This is a genomic window from Pseudonocardia sp. MH-G8 (genome assembly GCF_002262885.1).
Lineage (GTDB): Bacteria > Actinomycetota > Actinomycetes > Mycobacteriales > Pseudonocardiaceae > Pseudonocardia.
The window spans coordinates 1,412,126-1,427,157 of sequence record NZ_NKYF01000001.1; the positions used below are offsets into that span (position 1 = coordinate 1,412,126).

The 15,032-nt window shown below is 74.6% G+C and carries 15 protein-coding genes; 7 read left to right on the forward strand and 8 right to left on the reverse strand.

What is annotated here, in order from left to right; translation table 11 throughout:
- Positions 1 to 22 precede the first annotated feature (22 nt).
- Positions 23 to 394: a rhodanese-like domain-containing protein gene (locus tag CFP66_RS06585; RefSeq protein ID WP_094921076.1), complete on the reverse strand. Its 372-nt coding sequence runs from the start codon at positions 392 to 394 to the stop codon at positions 23 to 25.
- On the reverse strand, positions 391 to 864 hold the full coding sequence (locus CFP66_RS06590) for a cysteine dioxygenase family protein (RefSeq protein ID WP_233159177.1): 474 nt from the start codon (positions 862 to 864) through the stop codon (positions 391 to 393). Before CFP66_RS06590 ends, CFP66_RS06585 begins: the two co-directional genes overlap by 4 nt.
- Before the next feature lie 295 nt (positions 865 to 1,159).
- On the opposite strand from CFP66_RS06590, the gene CFP66_RS06595 reads away from it, so the two are divergent.
- Positions 1,160 to 1,807, forward strand: coding sequence for an acetoacetate decarboxylase family protein (locus tag CFP66_RS06595; RefSeq protein WP_369804975.1), 648 nt, complete (start codon positions 1,160 to 1,162; stop codon positions 1,805 to 1,807).
- A gap of 100 nt (positions 1,808 to 1,907) precedes the next feature.
- On the opposite strand, the gene CFP66_RS06600 is transcribed toward CFP66_RS06595, so the two are convergent.
- From CFP66_RS06600 to CFP66_RS06610, 3 genes are all read right to left on the reverse strand, one after another.
- A complete protein-coding gene (locus CFP66_RS06600; RefSeq protein WP_143517134.1) occupies positions 1,908 to 2,795 on the reverse strand; it encodes a DUF559 domain-containing protein in 888 nt (295 codons plus the stop codon).
- 170 nt (positions 2,796 to 2,965) lie between these two features.
- Positions 2,966 to 3,802: an alpha/beta hydrolase gene (locus CFP66_RS06605; RefSeq protein WP_094921082.1), complete on the reverse strand. Its 837-nt coding sequence runs from the start codon at positions 3,800 to 3,802 to the stop codon at positions 2,966 to 2,968.
- Positions 3,803 to 3,813: 11 nt separating this feature from the next.
- Complete coding sequence (locus CFP66_RS06610) at positions 3,814 to 6,072, reverse strand: carboxypeptidase-like regulatory domain-containing protein (protein WP_094921084.1); 2,259 nt, start codon at positions 6,070 to 6,072, stop codon at positions 3,814 to 3,816.
- A 131-nt stretch (positions 6,073 to 6,203) separates the two neighbouring features.
- Between CFP66_RS06610 and malQ the strand changes: the two genes are divergently transcribed.
- From malQ to CFP66_RS06625, 3 genes are read left to right on the forward strand one after another with little or no spacing between them, the layout of a single operon-like run.
- Positions 6,204 to 8,186, forward strand: coding sequence for a 4-alpha-glucanotransferase (malQ, locus tag CFP66_RS06615; protein WP_094921085.1), 1,983 nt, complete (start codon positions 6,204 to 6,206; stop codon positions 8,184 to 8,186).
- 23 nt (positions 8,187 to 8,209) lie between these two features.
- Positions 8,210 to 8,986: a 2-keto-4-pentenoate hydratase gene (locus CFP66_RS06620; RefSeq protein ID WP_094921087.1), complete on the forward strand. Its 777-nt coding sequence runs from the start codon at positions 8,210 to 8,212 to the stop codon at positions 8,984 to 8,986.
- Positions 8,987 to 9,004: 18 nt separating this feature from the next.
- Complete coding sequence (locus CFP66_RS06625; RefSeq protein ID WP_094921088.1) at positions 9,005 to 9,370, forward strand: RNA-binding S4 domain-containing protein; 366 nt, start codon at positions 9,005 to 9,007, stop codon at positions 9,368 to 9,370.
- A gap of 3 nt (positions 9,371 to 9,373) precedes the next feature.
- Here the strand turns inward: CFP66_RS06625 and CFP66_RS06630 are convergent, their stop codons facing one another.
- A complete protein-coding gene (locus tag CFP66_RS06630; protein WP_255413815.1) occupies positions 9,374 to 10,276 on the reverse strand; it encodes a DMT family transporter in 903 nt (300 codons plus the stop codon).
- A gap of 191 nt (positions 10,277 to 10,467) precedes the next feature.
- Here CFP66_RS06630 and CFP66_RS06635 point away from each other — a divergent pair, with 191 nt between their 5' ends.
- On the forward strand, positions 10,468 to 10,896 hold the full coding sequence (locus CFP66_RS06635) for an ATP-binding protein (protein ID WP_094921090.1): 429 nt from the start codon (positions 10,468 to 10,470) through the stop codon (positions 10,894 to 10,896).
- 94 nt (positions 10,897 to 10,990) lie between these two features.
- Here the strand turns inward: CFP66_RS06635 and CFP66_RS06640 are convergent, their stop codons facing one another.
- A complete protein-coding gene (locus CFP66_RS06640; RefSeq protein ID WP_094921091.1) occupies positions 10,991 to 11,941 on the reverse strand; it encodes a choice-of-anchor P family protein in 951 nt (316 codons plus the stop codon).
- A 15-nt stretch (positions 11,942 to 11,956) separates the two neighbouring features.
- Positions 11,957 to 12,808, reverse strand: a complete 852-nt coding sequence (locus CFP66_RS06645; RefSeq protein ID WP_094921093.1) for a L,D-transpeptidase — start codon at positions 12,806 to 12,808, stop codon at positions 11,957 to 11,959.
- Positions 12,809 to 13,086: 278 nt separating this feature from the next.
- On the opposite strand from CFP66_RS06645, the gene CFP66_RS06650 reads away from it, so the two are divergent.
- A complete protein-coding gene (locus CFP66_RS06650; protein WP_198961255.1) occupies positions 13,087 to 14,199 on the forward strand; it encodes a zinc-binding dehydrogenase in 1,113 nt (370 codons plus the stop codon).
- Positions 14,196 to 14,978, forward strand: coding sequence for an SDR family NAD(P)-dependent oxidoreductase (locus CFP66_RS06655; protein ID WP_094921095.1), 783 nt, complete (start codon positions 14,196 to 14,198; stop codon positions 14,976 to 14,978). The genes CFP66_RS06650 and CFP66_RS06655 overlap by 4 nt, the downstream gene beginning before the upstream one ends.
- The last annotated feature ends 54 nt before the right edge of the window (positions 14,979 to 15,032 follow it).

Here is a 15,032-nt window from a genome sequence, read left to right on the forward strand (position 1 = left end):
CCATGGGCACAGCGTGGTCCACTCACGGGCGGCCGAAGGCCGCCTTCCAGGCGCGGTAGCCGCCGTCGAGGTCTGTGGCGTTGCGCAGGCCCAGGTCCTGCAGGGACGCGGCCGCGAGGCTCGAGCTGTAGCCCTCGGAGCACACGACGATCCACATGACGTCGTGATCGACCGCCTCGGGGATGCGCGCGTCCGAGCTGGGGTCGAGGCGCCACTCGAGGTGGTTGCGCTCGATCACCAGCGCGTCGACCAGCACGCCCTCCTGCGCGCGCTGCCAGCCGGGGCGGGTGTCGACCAGTACCGCGCCGCGCGCCACCAGCTCCGCCGCCCGCTGCGGGTCCGGCCGGTCGAGGCGGGCGCGGGCCGCCGCGAGGAGATCGTCGACCGCGCTCACGGCGCGGAGTCCACGAGCACGCTGCGCGTACGCCGCAGCCGCGCACCCGGATCCACCGCGTAGTAGGACATGGCGGTCAGCGGCGGCGAGTAGGCGTGCACCGACACGGCCGGCTCCACGTCGGGGTTGCCGACGTCGTGCACATGGCCGAGCGGAAATCCGAGGCCGCGGCCGGGGCGCACCCGCCGCGACCGCAGCTCGTGCCCGGTCCAGCGCTGCTCGACCAGGCTGCCCGACACCACGGTCATCGCCCCGAGCGAGCCCGCGTGGTCGTGCAGCTCGGCGGCCTGCTCGGTGGCCCAGCTGATCAGCCAGACATCCACATACGCATCGTTGCGCAGGAGCCGGTACCAACGCCGGTCCGGGTCGACGTGCACGGGGTGGACGCCGGCGCGCACCTCGGCGGCGACGTCACGGGTCAGGGCGGTGAGGTCGCCGAGCGCGAGCGGTGTGGGGGTGTGCAGCAGCACGGGAGGACTCCAGTGGTGACGGGTGCGAGCGGACGCGAGGAGGTCAGCTCGGGCAACAGCACTGGTCGAACGCGTCCGCGCGGCGGGAGCCCCAGATCTCTCCGAGGACGGCGGCGGGCGGCATGGGCGTATGTGACCACATCGCGCCGCCGATCTCCAGCCGGTCCCACCGCCCGGGACCCGGGCGGAGGAATGTCCGGCCATCGCGACGCGGCCGACGGTTACTGTCCGGCGCATGGCGACGCCCCTCGACGACGGCAGCTGGGAGATCCAGGGCCGCCGGGTCGCGTTCCCGGTGCGCATCGGGCACGCGGTCGCCGCCTGCGCGACCTACCTGGTGCGCGCGGACCGCGCCGCGGAGCTGGTCGCCGGCACCGGGCTCGAGCTCGTCACGGTGGCCGGGCGCACCCCGCTCGTCCTCGCCCTCGTCGACTACCGGGAGAACGATCTCGGCGTCTACGACGAGGTCGGCGTCGCGCTGCTCGTCCGGCACCGCGGCATCACCGGCACATACGTCCACCAGCTCCCGGTGACACAGCCGTTCACCCTCGAGGCGGGCCGCGCGCTGTGGGGACTGCCGAAGTGGCTCGCCCGCGCCGAGCTGTCCATCTCCGGCCCCGACGCCACCTGCCACCTCGCCGACGAGGCGGGCCGGCACGTCCTCACCGCCGCGCTGCACACCCTGCCGTGGCGGCTGCCGCTGCGCGTCCCCGGCACGGTCACCGTCCTCGCGCCCGGGGACGGCGAGGTGCTCGCCAGCCCGGTGCGCGCCCGCATCGGCGGCATCCGGGTCGCCCCCGGCGGCGCGCGGGTGGTGCTGGGCAGCGGGCACCCGATGGCCGACGAGCTGCGCGCCCTGCACCTCCCGCGGCACCCGCTGATGACGGTGACCGCGGACCGCATCGCGTTCGAGATGGGCCCGGCGCAGCCCCGGCCCCGCTGATCGTTCTGTGATCCAGCTGAGCGCCCTCCCGAGGGCGGAAAGCTCGACCTCGGAACGATCGATCGATCCGAGATCCACCTGATCGCCCCGCGGAGGGCGATCAGCTCGACCTCGGATCGATCAGCCGGCCCTCGCGCTCCCCGGCGACGGTGCGGAGCCGGTCGCGGACCGTCGCGCCGATCCACCACGGCCGGCCGAGCACGACCGCCGCCCGGAAGCGCAGCACGATCCATCCGAGCCGGCCGAGGTAGGTGGCCCGGTGCAGGTCGCGCAGGGCCCGATCGGGATCCAGGTGCTCCCGGCCGTCGTACTCCACGGCAACCATGAGTTCCGGGTAAGCCATGTCCAGCCGGTAGGGCCCCACCGGGTGCTGCAGCACCGGCGGCAGCACCCCGGCGAAGTGCAGGGCGAGCCGGATCCGGGTCTCCATGGGCGACTCGGCGAGGGCGTTCGACAGCGCGACCACCTCGGGGAGCTGCGCGCTCCCCCGGGCGCCGAGGTGCCGCCGGGCGAGCAGCAGGATGTCGGCGGTGTCGAATCCGATGGCGAACGCCAGCGCATCGAGCGCGACGACGCCCTCGACGAGCGGGCGGCGCCGGGCGAGGTCGTAGGCCGTGCGCCGGGGCGTGGTGACCCGGCACCCCGACACCTCGGTGACCTCGTCCGGCGCGAGCTCGTCGTGGTGGACGAGCAGGCCGGGCCGCGGCGTCAGGAACCCCCGGGGCACGACGACCTCGGCCGGACAACCGAGTGGCCCGCAGGACGCCCCGAGCAGCTCGGCCGCGGAGAAACCCGCGACCGCGCCCACCTCCTCGACGAGAAGGTGGGCGGCACGGGAGCGGACCTCGAGCGTGACCTCGACGTCGGCACGGACGTAGATCCCGGTGAACAGGCGGCGGAAGCGCGGACCGCGCAGGGCCTTGGGCGTGACGAGCCCGGCGGCCACGGCGTCGACCCCGCGGAACGGGTGGCGCAGATCGATGAGCACGACCGGCACTGACGACGCCGGGGCGCCGGCGGTTCCACCGAGGCCCATGATCGTTGCGAGATCCAGCTCAACGCCCTCGCCGGGGCGGAAAGCCCGATCTCGGAACGATCGATCGATCCGAGATCCACCTGATCGCCCCGCGGAGGGCGATCAGCTCGACCTCGGAAGGATCATGCGTGGGCGGCGAGCCAGTCGCGCAGGTCGCGCAAGGGGAGTTCGCGCTCGGGCTCGTTGTAGATCTCGTGCCAGAGGCCGTCGTACCAGCGCACCGTGAGGTCCTCCGAGCCGCAGGTGGCGGCCAGGCGGCGCAAGCCCAGCGGGTCGACGATCGCGTCGTCGGTGCCGTGCTGCACCAGCACGGGCAGGCGCAGGTCGCGCGCGCGTTCCGGGAGCACCTCGAACTGCCCGACGATCGCCGTGGAGAGCCCGAGGGTGGGACGGCCGTGGTGCACGAGCGGGTCGGCCTCGTAGTCGGCGTACACCCGCGGGTCCTTGCTGATCTTCGAGGCGTCGATGCCGGCCGGACGCAACGTCGGAACGATCTTCCCGACGGCCCGCAGCACGCCGACCGCGGCCTTCGGCACCGTGTTGTTGGCGAGCGCGGGGGCGGAGAGGACGAGCCCGGCGAGGTCACCCTCGTGGTCGAGCGCGTAGGCCAGGGCGATCTGCCCGCCCATGCTGTGGCCGAGCAGGAACACCGGTAGGCCGGGGTGCCGCGCGGTGACCACGCGGCGGAACCCGTCGAAGTCGGCCAGCCAGTCGGCGTAACGACGCAGGTGCACGCGCCGGCCGCCGGAACGCCCGTGCCCGCGGTGGTCGAGCCCGTACACGGCCCAGCCGCCGGGTACCAGCGCGTCGACCACGTGGCCGTAGCGACCGGAGTGCTCGCCGAGGCCGTGGCAGAGCAGCACCACTGCGCGCGGGTCGGTCTGCGGGAGCCAGCCCTGCCAGAACAGCTCCACCCCGCCCGTGCCGGGCAGGCGGCCCTCGGCCCGCCCGTGCGCCATCACGACCTCCGTCAGCGGTACCCGCTCATCACGTCGCCGGTTGCCGGGTCCGCATCCGCGACGGGGCTCGCCGGGGTGAGGGCGACGTCGTTGCGCAGGTCCGCCTCCTCGACGATGTCGATCATCGTGGCGGTCGGCTGGCAACCCGGGGCCGCCACCGACAGCCCGTACTCCCCCGCGCCGATGTCGCCGATGCGGTAGCCGCCGTCGGCGTCGGTGTCGGTGGCGTCGATGACCTCGCCGTCCTGGACGAGGGTGACACGGGCACCGGCGACCGGGCCGTCCTCACCGTGCACCGCTCCCGAGACCGAGGCCGCGCGCGCCAGCAGGACGTCGGCCTCCACGGGCGACGTCGTGACCGTGATCGCCACGGCTCCCGGGAGGTGACCGGGCGCGGTGGACACGAGCACGTAGCCGCCCGGAGCGGGTGCGAGCACCTCGCCGCGACCGTCGGCGTCGGCGGTGCCTGCCGCGACGTCACCCCCGCGGTCGTCGAGCAACGTGACCGCGGCGCCGGCCACCGTGGTGGCGTCCCGGTGGACCGCGCGGTACCGGACGGGTTGCGCTTCCCCCGCCGCGGTGGCGCCCGCTTCCTCGTCAGGTCGTGCCATCGCCACGACGGGCGCCTGGTCCGGGCGCAGGCCCGGATCGGCGAAGCCGAAGGTGCGCAGCAGGGCGAGGTCGGCGGCGGCCTGTTCCGCGGCCCGCTCGTCGGGCGTGCGGACGCTCCGGCCGGATGCCTGCTGCGCGATCGCGGGCGGCGGGCCGTCGGTCGCTTCCGCCGGTGTGGTCTGCGGTGTGGCCTGTGCAGCGCTCGCCTCGGCGAACCGCTCCGGTACCGCCGCCGTCGGAACGACCTCTGGCGCCGGGTCCTCCCAGTCCTCGGCCGTCTCGTACTCGACCGGCTCCGGATCGGCCTGCGGCCGCGCCGTCGCCCAGGCGGCACCAGCGGCGGCGAGCCCGAGCGCGCCGGCCGCGGCGGCGGTGGGAAACCCGGGCTCGGCCTGCGCGTGCTCGTCGGGCCGTGCCGCGGCCTCGACCGGGTCGCGTGGCTCGGCGGAGGCGGGGACATCCTGGGACCGGGGTTCGACCGACGCCACCGGCTCGGCGGTGGTCGGCACAACCGGAGGGGGCGGCGTCCACTCCTGCGCGGGGGCGGCCGCGCTCGGCGGCGCGATCGGCGGCTCCGGTGTGCCCTCGTCACCTTCGACCCGGGCAGCGGCCTCGACCGCGGCAGGCTCCACCACCGCGGCAGACGCCTCCGCAGCGGCAGGCTCAGCGGTCGCGACCGGCATGACGGGCTGCACCGCGGCAGGTGGCTGCACCGACTCCTGCGCCACGACCGCGGGTTCCGACCCGGCAGCCTGCTCCGGCTCGACGACCTGCTCCGCGACGCCAGCGTGCTCCGACACGATCGGCTCCGACCCGGCAGCACGCTCCTCCGGGGCCACAGCCTCCGGGGCCACAGCCTCCGGGGCTACGACCTCCGGGGCCACGGCCGCCGCCGGAGGTGCAGTGGCGGACGCTGCCTCCACCGGCAGGACAGCTGCCACCGGCGCGACGTCCTCCGGCGGCGTGACCCCCTCGACCGGGACGGCGACCTCCGTCGGTCCGGCGAGTTCGGCGCTGCGCACGAGCCGCAGCGGCGCGGGTTCGGCGCGAGCGGGTTCGACCGGGGCGGGTTCCACCGGGGCGGCTTCCTGCCAGGGCCGGCCGTCGCCGAGACCGGCGGCGATCCGGGCCGCGCGCTGCCACGGGGCGTCGTCGTCGCCGTCGAGGTGCACGTGCCGCATCGACTGCGCGGGCTGGGCCTCGGGAGCGGAGGGCTCCTCGACGTTCGTGGCGACGGCCGGAGGGTGGGGCGTGGGCAGGCGCGGCTCCGCGGGGGCGGGCGCCGGCGGCGCCGCGGCGACCGGTGCAGGTGCACTCCGCTCCTGGGCTCCCCGGGCGAGATGCTGCGATCCGGCCGCGGCGACCGAGGCGGCCCGGGGAACCGGTGACGCCGTGCGCGCGGCCTGTGGGACCGGTGCGGCGGTGCGCGGCGAGGGAACGCTCGGCGTGGGGGTGGGAGCCGTGGTGGTGGGCGTGGCGCCCTCCGGCTCACCCGACTCGGAGCGGAGCCGGACGAGATCGGCGACGGTGCGGGGGCGGGCGGCGGGACGGGCACCGGGGTGCCGCAGCCGTTGCCGCAACCGTGGCCCCAGCACCACGCACAGCAGCACGATGCCGGACGCGATGAGCGCCAGCCCGATCAGTACCAGCGGACCCATCGCTCTCCCTCGTGTGCACCGCCCTGTCCTGCGGGAGCCCGGGCGATTCGCCCGCCGCCAGGAACCTAGCACTCCGAGGGGGTGTGATCAGTGACCGGATGTGAGCGTGTTGCCGCAGGTCACGGGCCATCATGAGTAAGAGGACCGGACCATGGGGAAGGAACGGTGTGGAGAGCGAGCTGATCGAACTGGCCGCGGCGCACGGCGTCGCCACGAGCTACCGCAACGGGGAACGACGCCCGGTGCAGGTCGATGTCGAGGTGGTGGTCCGCGTCCTGGGTCTGCTCGAGGTGGACGCCTCGAGCCCGGAGGCGCGTCGGGCGTCGCTGGCGGCCGCGCGGGAGCGGGCAGCGGCGAGCCGGTTGCCGGGCACGATCGCCGCGCGGACCGACCGCGCCCGGCCGCTGCCCGCGCCCGCCGTGCTGGTGGATCCCGACGGCGCACGGCGCGAGGTCACCGAGATCCCGGCGGGCCTCGAGCCGGGGTGGTACCGGCTGGAGCTCGGCGCGCAGGAGACCACCGTGGTCGTCGCCCCACCCGCGCTCCCGTCCCCCTCGCGCGGCTGGGGCTGGATGCTGCAGCTGTACGCGTTGCAGTCGGCGGCGTCGTGGGGCATCGGCGATCTCGGCGACCTGCGGGAGTTCACGACGTGGACGGGCGCCGAGCACGGCGCGGACGCGGTGCTGCTCAACCCGCTGCACGCGGTCACGCCGGTACCGCCGGTGCAGCCGTCGCCGTACACGCCCTCGAGCCGGCGCTTCGGCACGCCGCTCGCGCTGCGCGTCACCGACCTGGACGCGTTCGCACGCGCCGACGATCCCACCCGCGCCGAGATCGAGGCGCTGCGACCGGAGGTGGCGGCCGGGCGGATCGAGCACGACCGGGTCTGGGCCGCGAAGCGCGCGGCGCTCGAGCTGCTCTGGCGCTCCGAGGGCCGGCCCGAGCCCCGCGGGGCCGGCGCCGATCTGGAGGAGTTCGCCACGTACTGCGCGCTGGCCGAGCGCTACGGCGCCCGCTGGAGCCGCTGGCCGGAGACGCTGCGCCGCCCGGACGGGGCGGGCGTCGCCGCCGCCCGCGCCGAGCTCGCCCCGCGCGTCGCGTTCCACGCATGGGTGCAGCTGCAGGTCCGGGACCAGCTCGCCGCCGTCCGCGACGCGGCGCGCGACGCCGGGGTGCGCGTCGTGCACGACCTGGCCGTCGGCTGCGACCCGGAGGGCGCGGACGGGTGGGCGCTGCAGGACGTCCTCGCACAGGGCGTGCGGGTCGGCGCCCCTCCGGACGCGTTCAGCCAGCAGGGCCAGGACTGGGGGCTGCCGCCCTGGCGCCCGGACCGGCTCGACGCCACCGGCTACGCCGCCTACCGGGACCTGCTGCGCGCGTTGCTGGCCCAGGCCGACGGCCTGCGGATCGACCACGTCGCCGGGCTGTGGCGGCTGTGGTGGGTGCCGCCGGGCGACGGCCCGGACCGCGGCACCTACGTCCACTACGACGCGGACGTGATGCTGGCGGTGCTCACGCTCGAGGCGCACCGGACCGGCGCGATGGTGATCGGCGAGGACCTGGGCACGGTCGAGCCGGAGGTGACCGAGGGCCTCGCGCAGCGGCACGTGCTCGGGTCGTCGGTGCTGTGGTTCACCCGCGACCTCGACGCGCCGGGGCAACCGCTGTTGCCACCGCAGCGGTGGCCCGAGGAGTCGGTGGCCACGATCTCGACGCACGACCTGCCCACGGCCACCGGGTTCCTGCGCGGCGAGCACGTGCGGGTCCGCGCCGGGCTGGGGCTGCTCGACGACGTGGCGGCCGAGGAGGCGAAGGCCGCGCTCGACCGCCTGGAGCTGGTCGAGCTGCTGCGCGAGCAGGGCCTCGTGGACGGCGAGGACCCCGGAGAGGACCAGCTCGTGGTCGCGCTGCACGCGCTGCTGGCCCGCAGCCGGTCGCGGCTGGTGCTCGTCTCCCCGTACGACGTGGTGGGCGAGGTGCGCCAGCCCAACCTGCCCGGCACGGTGGACGAGTACCCGAACTGGCGGCTCCCGCTCCCGGTGACGCTGGAGGAGCTGCGCGACGACCCCCGGGTGCGGGTCGTGGTCGACCAACTGCGCCTGCGGCGCTCGTGAGCGGCTCCGGGGAGGATGGCCGCATGTCCGACGAAGCCCGTGCCGGAGCCGCCGCCGACGTCATCTGGAACGCCTGGAGCAGCGGCGAGCGGATCGCCGAGCTCCCCGCCCACCTGCGCCCGCGCGGCGACGCCGAGGGCATGGCCGCCCAACGGGCGCTCACCCGGCACGCCGGCGCGAGCTACGGCTGGAAGATCGCGGCCACGGCCGTGGCGGGGCAGGCCCACATCGGGGTGACCGGCCCGCTGCCGGGCCTGCTGTTCGAGCGGTTCCGGCACGAGCCGGGCGAGGTGTTGCCGAGCGGCGACATGCACATGCGCGTGGTGGAGGCGGAGTTCGCCTACCGCATGGGCGCCGACGTCGCCCCCGGAGCCGGACGCGACGACGTGCTCGCCGCCGTCGACGGGCTGCACCTGGCCGTCGAGGCGCCGGACTCGCGGTTCACGCACTTCGAGACCGTCGGGGCGGCACAGCTGCGGGCCGACTGCGCGTGTGCCGGCCGGTTCGTCCTGGGCCCCGACGTGCCCGGCTGGCGTGATCTCGACCTGCCCACATGGGGAACAGCCGTGTGGATCAACGGGACCGAGGCCGCCACCGGCAGCGGCGCCGCGGTGCTGGGCGACCCGCGCACCGCGCTCGTCTGGATCGCGGAGGACCTGCACCGCCACGGCCTGCGGCTGCGCGCCGGCGACATCGTCACGACCGGCACGACCACGGTGCCGGTGCCGGTCGGCCCCGGTGACGCGGTGCGGGCCGACTTCGGCGGGCTCGGCGAGGTGGCGTTCCGCTTCGCGGGGTGAGCGGCCATCATCGGGGGTGTGGAGTCGACGCGACTGGACCGCTGGCTGTGGGCGGTGCGGCTGACCAAGACCCGGCCGGATGCCGCCGCCGCCTGCCGGGGCGGGCACGTGCGCATCAACGACCGGCCCGCGAAACCGGCCACTCCGGTCCAGCCGGGCGACGAGGTGCGGGCGCGCGTGCAGGACCGCACGCGCATCGTCGAGGTGGTGCGGGTGATCCAGAAGCGGGTGGGCGCCGCCGACGCGGCGACCTGCTACATCGACCGCACACCGGCTCCGCCACCGGAGGCCGCCGTGCCGGTGGCCCGGCGCGAGCGCGGGGCGGGCCGCCCGACCAAGCGGGAGCGCCGTGTCCTCGACGCGTTCCGCGAGGGCATCACCTGAGGCTCAGGCGGGCGCATCCGCCTGCACCACGGGACGCGGGGAACGCTCGCGCAGACCCAGCGCGGTGACCGACGCGACCACGATGGCCAGGCCGAGCCACTGGCTGGGGGTCAGCCGGGTGCCGAGCAGGCCGACGCCGATCAGCGCCGCCGTCACCGGGAAGGCGAGCTCGGCCAGCGTGGCCCGGGCGGCGGCGGTGGAGCGCAGCCCGACGTAGTAGAGCGCGAGGCCGAGGAGCCCCGGCACCAGCGCGAGCAGCACGAGCGGGCCGAGCTGAGCCGTCGTCACCGTCACCGGAGCGCCCTGGGCGAGGAGCACGACCGCGCTGGCCGGGAGGCCGATCGCGAACCGGAGCACGGTGACGTCACGGCTGGCGATGCGCACGCTCACCATCCGCCCGAGCACGGTGCCGATCGCCCAGAGCACCGCCGCTCCGACCGCGAGCAGTGCCGCGGTGAGCGCCTGCGGCGCGGCCGAGAACGGGTCGGCGAACGCCATCAGCCAGGCCCCGGCCAGTGCGGGCACGGCGAACATCCAGTAGCCGCGGCGCATCCGCTCACCCAGCAGCAGCGCAGCCGCGACGACCGCGATGACCGGCTGCAGCTTCTGCAGGACGAGCGGGGTGACCGGGTCGCCGTACCGGAAGGCCTGGGTGAACAGCGCCGTCGCCACCGCGGACGCGCCGGCACCGATCAGCACCAGCGCGGTGCGCTCCCGCACCGACGCGGCGCGGAAGGCGCGCGCGGCGGACGGCAGGAACGGCAGCAGGAGCACGACGATCAGCAGGTGTTCCCAGAACACCACCGTCGCCGCCGGGAGCTGACCGGCGAGCGGTTGCCGCAGCAGTCCGTCGGTTCCCCACATCGCCGCTGCCACGGCGATCAGCCAGGTCCGGTCCGGGGCCACACCAGGTCGATCCACACCGGGCCCAACGCCCGCGGCCGCAGATCCATACCCACCCACAGGGGACGGGAAGCGCACTCCGGTTGGCGCCGTGTCCCCTCGGGTACGTCTGGGCCATCTGCCCCCGATGAGGAAGTCCTCCCCGACCGCGACCCGACCCCGACGATGCCAGCGATGGCGACCAGGAGTGTCCGATGTCGGCGCCCGCCCGCGGACCCGAACCGTTGCGACTGCGCCTGGCGGCGTCTTCGCTCCCCGAGCGGTTGGTCGACGTCCGGGCGCGGATCGCGGAGTGGGGGGCGGGCCTGGGCGTGGCAACGGACCTCGTCGACGACATCGTCCTCGCCACCCACGAGGCGCTGGCGAACGTGGCCGACCACGCCTACCCCGACGGCAGCGGCGACGCCCTGCTGGACGCGATGTGCACGGACGGGCTGGTGCGCATCGTCGTGCAGGACCACGGCGCCTGGCGTACACCGGCGGCCGACCCGGGTTGGCGGGGGCGCGGGCTCGTGATCATCAACGGCCTCGCGGACCGGGTGGATGTGGACCGGACTCCCGCAGGCACGTGCGTGGCGATGCAGTGGCGCCTCCCCTGCCCACCGGACGGCAGGCCGCGGTGACGGACAGCACGACGGGCGGGAGCCGATCGGCTCCCGCCCGTCGCGGACGTTCGGTGTTTCAGCGTGCGATGGTTCGGTGTTCAGGCGGTGGGCGTCAGCCCGTCACCGGGAGGGCCGCCTGCACGACGGACGGGGCCGGCGCGCTCTTGACGTCGCTGTCGCCGCCGGCGTTGTCGTCGGAGCCGTTGTCGTCGGAGCCGTCGTCGTCGCCACCGTTGCCGTTGTCGTCGCCGCTGTCGCCGCTGTCGCCGCTGCCGTTGTCGTTGTCGTCACCGTCGTTGTCGCTGACGTTGTCGGCACCGTCGGAGTCGGCCGCGCCGCCCTCCTGGCAGTTCGCCTTGCCGATGGTGATGCTCTGCGCGTCACCGTCGAGGCCGAGGCCCAGCTTGCCCACGACGTCGCCGACGGTGTTGGAACCCTGGTCCAGCGGCTTGCCCAGCAGGTTGCCGAGGCCGGGCAGGGCTGCCTTCTCCTCGCTCGACAGCTCCTCGTCGGCCTTGGCCTCCTTGCCCGGGAGCACCTTCAGCTCGAGGCCGGTGACGGTGAGGGAGCCGTCGGAGTGACGGACCTGGTCGTTCAGCGACAGCTTCAGCAGCGGCGAGACGTCGATGTCCTTGCCGGGCACCGCGGTCTCGGGGATCTTCTGGCCGAGGATCGTGCCGTTGATGATCTGCAGGCCGCCCTCGCCGTTGTCGCACCAGGTGCGGATGAGGTCGGCGCGCAGCAGGTTGAGGACGTTGACCTCCTTGACGGCGGTCTCGGCACGGTGCGACTCGGCCTCGGCGGTCAGCAGACCGAGGGAGATGTCGTCCTCGTACTCGCCGGCCACGTCACCGATCGAGAGGAGCTCGTCGCTGACCAGGCTGCCGTCGGTGGACTCCACCAGCGAGATCGGGTTGATGTCCAGGACGCCGCTGGCCTCGAGGGCGTAGGCGTAGTCCGTGGACGACTCCTGCGCGAGCGCGGGGGTCGCGCCGAGGAGCAGGGTCGTCACCGCGGAGACGGCCCCGACCGCCGCCACGCCGGCGAGCTTCTTGGTGTTCACAGTGGTGCTAACCCCTCAATCTTGGTCGATGATCACGAGAGTGCCGAGCGGGACCTCGGCGAGCTGGTCCAGCGCGTCCTGCGGGACCCGGATGCAGCCGTCGCTGATCGCCGCACCGAAAACGTCGTCGCTGGGCCACGTGTGGATCGCGACGGTCCCGGGACCGCCGCCGTAGGTGTCGTGAGTGGGACTGTGCGTGCCGAGCGGGAGGATCACCGGCGAGTAGTTCTGGTTCTCGTCGGCGAACGCCCCGAGCAGGAAGGTGCGCCCGGTGGGCGTGGGCGTCTCCTCCTTGCCGATGCCGATCGACCACTGCTCCGCGACGTCGCCGTCGCGCACCAGCTCGAGCGTCTTCGAACCCAGGTGGACCTGGATCACGTAAGGCGTCCGGGCCCGCTCGACGTCGTCGGCCCGGATCCAGCCGGTCGAGCTGGAGGGGCGCGACGGCAGCAGCACCTGCACCCATCCGGGCTGCTCGGCGAGCACGGGGAGCCAGGTGTCGCCGAACTGCGTGGTCTCCATGCGGGCGATCGCGCGCCCGTCGGGAGCGTCGTGCACGGGCGTCTCCCGCACGGGGTGCACGACGAGACCGTCGGTGCGACCCGCGGGGTCCGGGTCCGCCGGTGCTCCCTCCACGGTGGTGTACGTGCTGCTCACGGGCAGCTCGCCCGGTGCGTTCGCCTCGCCGGCGGCGACGGACGACGGGTCGGTGCCCGCGCCCCCACCGCTGAAGAAGGTGAAGCCCAGGACGACGGCGAAGATGACGACGGCCCCGACGACCGCTCCGTACAGGAGCCCGCGCCGGGACGGGCCGGGGGCGGACCCCCGGGACTGCGCCGCTTCCGGCGGCGCGGAGTGCTGTGTCATGACACCCAAACAGGCTGATCGGACAGGGACGGGCTCTGCCGATCGACCGGGGCCGACGGTCACAGTCCGCGTAATTGATCAAACGAACCGAATCCGTCCGAGTTACTCCAACTTGTCCGACTACCTTCTGTTGCACTGATCACAACAGAAGGTGACCGTCCGTCCCTCGAACGCGCCCGCCGTCCGGGTGGTGCGGCGTGATCGGGCCCTTGTGCGCCGCCCGATCATGAACGACGGTGGACGGGTCGCGTCCGCGGTACGAGGAGGTAGTGGGCCTGATGCCCCAGGTGAAGGCCGTGGTCCTGCGCGCTCCGCAGGAACCGCTGCGCGTCGAGGAAGTGACGCTCCAGCACCCGCACGCCGGCGAGGTACGGGTGCGGGTGGAGGCCGCCGGCATCTGCCACACCGAGCTGCACTACATGGACGGCGCGATCCCGTGCCCGTTGCCGATCGTGCTCGGCCACGAGGGCAGCGGTGTCGTCGAGGAGGTCGGCGAGGGCGTCGACGCCGTGGCCGTCGGTGACCGGGTGGCGTTCACCTGGCGCCCGCGCTGCGGCCACTGCGAGTACTGCGTCACCGGGCGCCCGGTGATGTGCGTGTACGGCAGGGTGCAGGCACGCAGCGGTGGGCTGATGGACGCCACCTCCCGGCTGCAGCTCGACGGGGGCCCGCTGCACCACTTCCTCGGCGTCTCCTGCTTCGCCGAGCAGGCGGTGGTGTCGCAGCGCGCGGTGGTGAAGGTCCCCGACGGCGTCCCGCCCGCGGTGGCCGCCGTGGCCGGCTGCGCCGTCATCACCGGGGTCGGTGCCGTGGTCCACGTGGCCGGGCAGGTGGCGGGCAAGCCGCTGGTCGTGGTCGGCGCGGGCGGGGTGGGCCTGTCCGCGCTGATGGGCGCGGTCCTCGTCGGAGCGTCCACCGTGGTGGTCGACATGGCTCCGGAGAAGCTCGAGCTCGCACGCCGGCTCGGCGCCACCGCCACCCTCGACGCCTCCGGGATGGCCCCGGACGAGGTCGTCGCCGCCGTCCAGGAGCTGACCGGCGGCGGCGCGGAGGTGGCCGTCGACGCCGTCGGCCTGCCCCAGACGCTGCGCCAGGCGTTCGCCGTGCTGCGCCCCGGCGGCACCGCGATCGCAGTCGGGCTCGGCGCGGTGGACGCCACCGCGGCGGTGCCGATCAACGAGCTGGTGCAGCAGCAGAAGCGCCTCGTCGGGAGCCTGTACGGCTCGGCGAACCCGCCGGTCGACCTGCCGCGGATCCTCGGGCTGTACCTGGCGGGGCGGCTGCCGCTCGACGTGCTGCTCGGCGAGCAGTACTCGCTGGACGGCGTCGACGACGCCTACCGGGCCCTGCGCGAGGGCGCCACCGGGCGGGCAGTAGTACTGCCCGCATGACAGACGAGACCCGTTACGCGACCTACCCCAGCCTGCGCGACACCGTCGTGCTGATCAGCGGCGGCGCGAGCGGCCTGGGCGCGGAGTTCGTGGCGCAGTTCGCCGCCCAGGACGCCCGCGTGGCGTTCGTCGACGTGGCAGCGGAGGCGAGCGAGGTGCTCGTCGCCGAGGTGGTGGAGCGGGGCCATCCCCGGCCGGTCTTCCGCGCGTGCGACGTGCGCGACCTCGACGCCTACCGCCGGGTGATCGCCGAGCTCGCCGCGGAGCTGGGCGGGGTGCAGGTCCTGGTGAACAACGCGGGCAGCGACACGCGCCACCCCGTCGCCGAGGTCGAGCCCCGCTACTGGGACGAGCGGATGCGGGTGAACCTCGACCACCAGTTCTTCGCCGCCCAGGCCGTCGCCCCCGCGATGCGGGCCGCCGGCCGCGGGTCGATCGTCAACATGGGATCGATCAGCGCGCACGTCGACCTGCTCGACCTGACCGCCTACATGACCGCGAAGGCGGGCATCGAAGGGCTCACCCGGTCGCTGTCGCGCGAGTACGGACCCGACGGAGTGCGCGTCAACTGCGTGCTCCCGGGATGGATCATGACCCAGCGGCAGCTGGAGAACTGGGTGACGCCCGAGGCCGACGCGCACCGCGCGGCGTCCCAGGCGCTGCCGCACCGCCTCGAGCCCGCCGACGTCGCCCGGCTCGTGCTCTGGCTGGCCGCCGACGACAGCCGCTCGTGCACGGGCCAGCACTGGGTGGTCGACGGCGGCTGGCTGCATTCCTGACCCGACACACGTACATCCACACCCCGACTCGCGGGGAAGGCACCCCACCCCGCG

Coding starts and splice junctions, on each gene's coding strand:
- CFP66_RS06620 (WP_094921087.1), top strand. CDS start 8,210: ATGTCCGACGAAGCCCGTGCCGGAGCCGCCGCCGACGTCATCTGGAAC.
- CFP66_RS06605 (WP_094921082.1), bottom strand. CDS start 3,802: ATGGCGCACGGGCGGGCCGAGGGCCGCCTGCCCGGCACGGGCGGGGTG.
- malQ (WP_094921085.1), top strand. CDS start 6,204: ATGAGTAAGAGGACCGGACCATGGGGAAGGAACGGTGTGGAGAGCGAG.
- CFP66_RS06635 (WP_094921090.1), top strand. CDS start 10,468: ATGTCGGCGCCCGCCCGCGGACCCGAACCGTTGCGACTGCGCCTGGCG.
- CFP66_RS06650 (WP_198961255.1), top strand. CDS start 13,087: ATGCCCCAGGTGAAGGCCGTGGTCCTGCGCGCTCCGCAGGAACCGCTG.
- CFP66_RS06610 (WP_094921084.1), bottom strand. CDS start 6,072: ATGGGTCCGCTGGTACTGATCGGGCTGGCGCTCATCGCGTCCGGCATC.
- CFP66_RS06655 (WP_094921095.1), top strand. CDS start 14,196: ATGACAGACGAGACCCGTTACGCGACCTACCCCAGCCTGCGCGACACC.
- CFP66_RS06645 (WP_094921093.1), bottom strand. CDS start 12,808: ATGACACAGCACTCCGCGCCGCCGGAAGCGGCGCAGTCCCGGGGGTCC.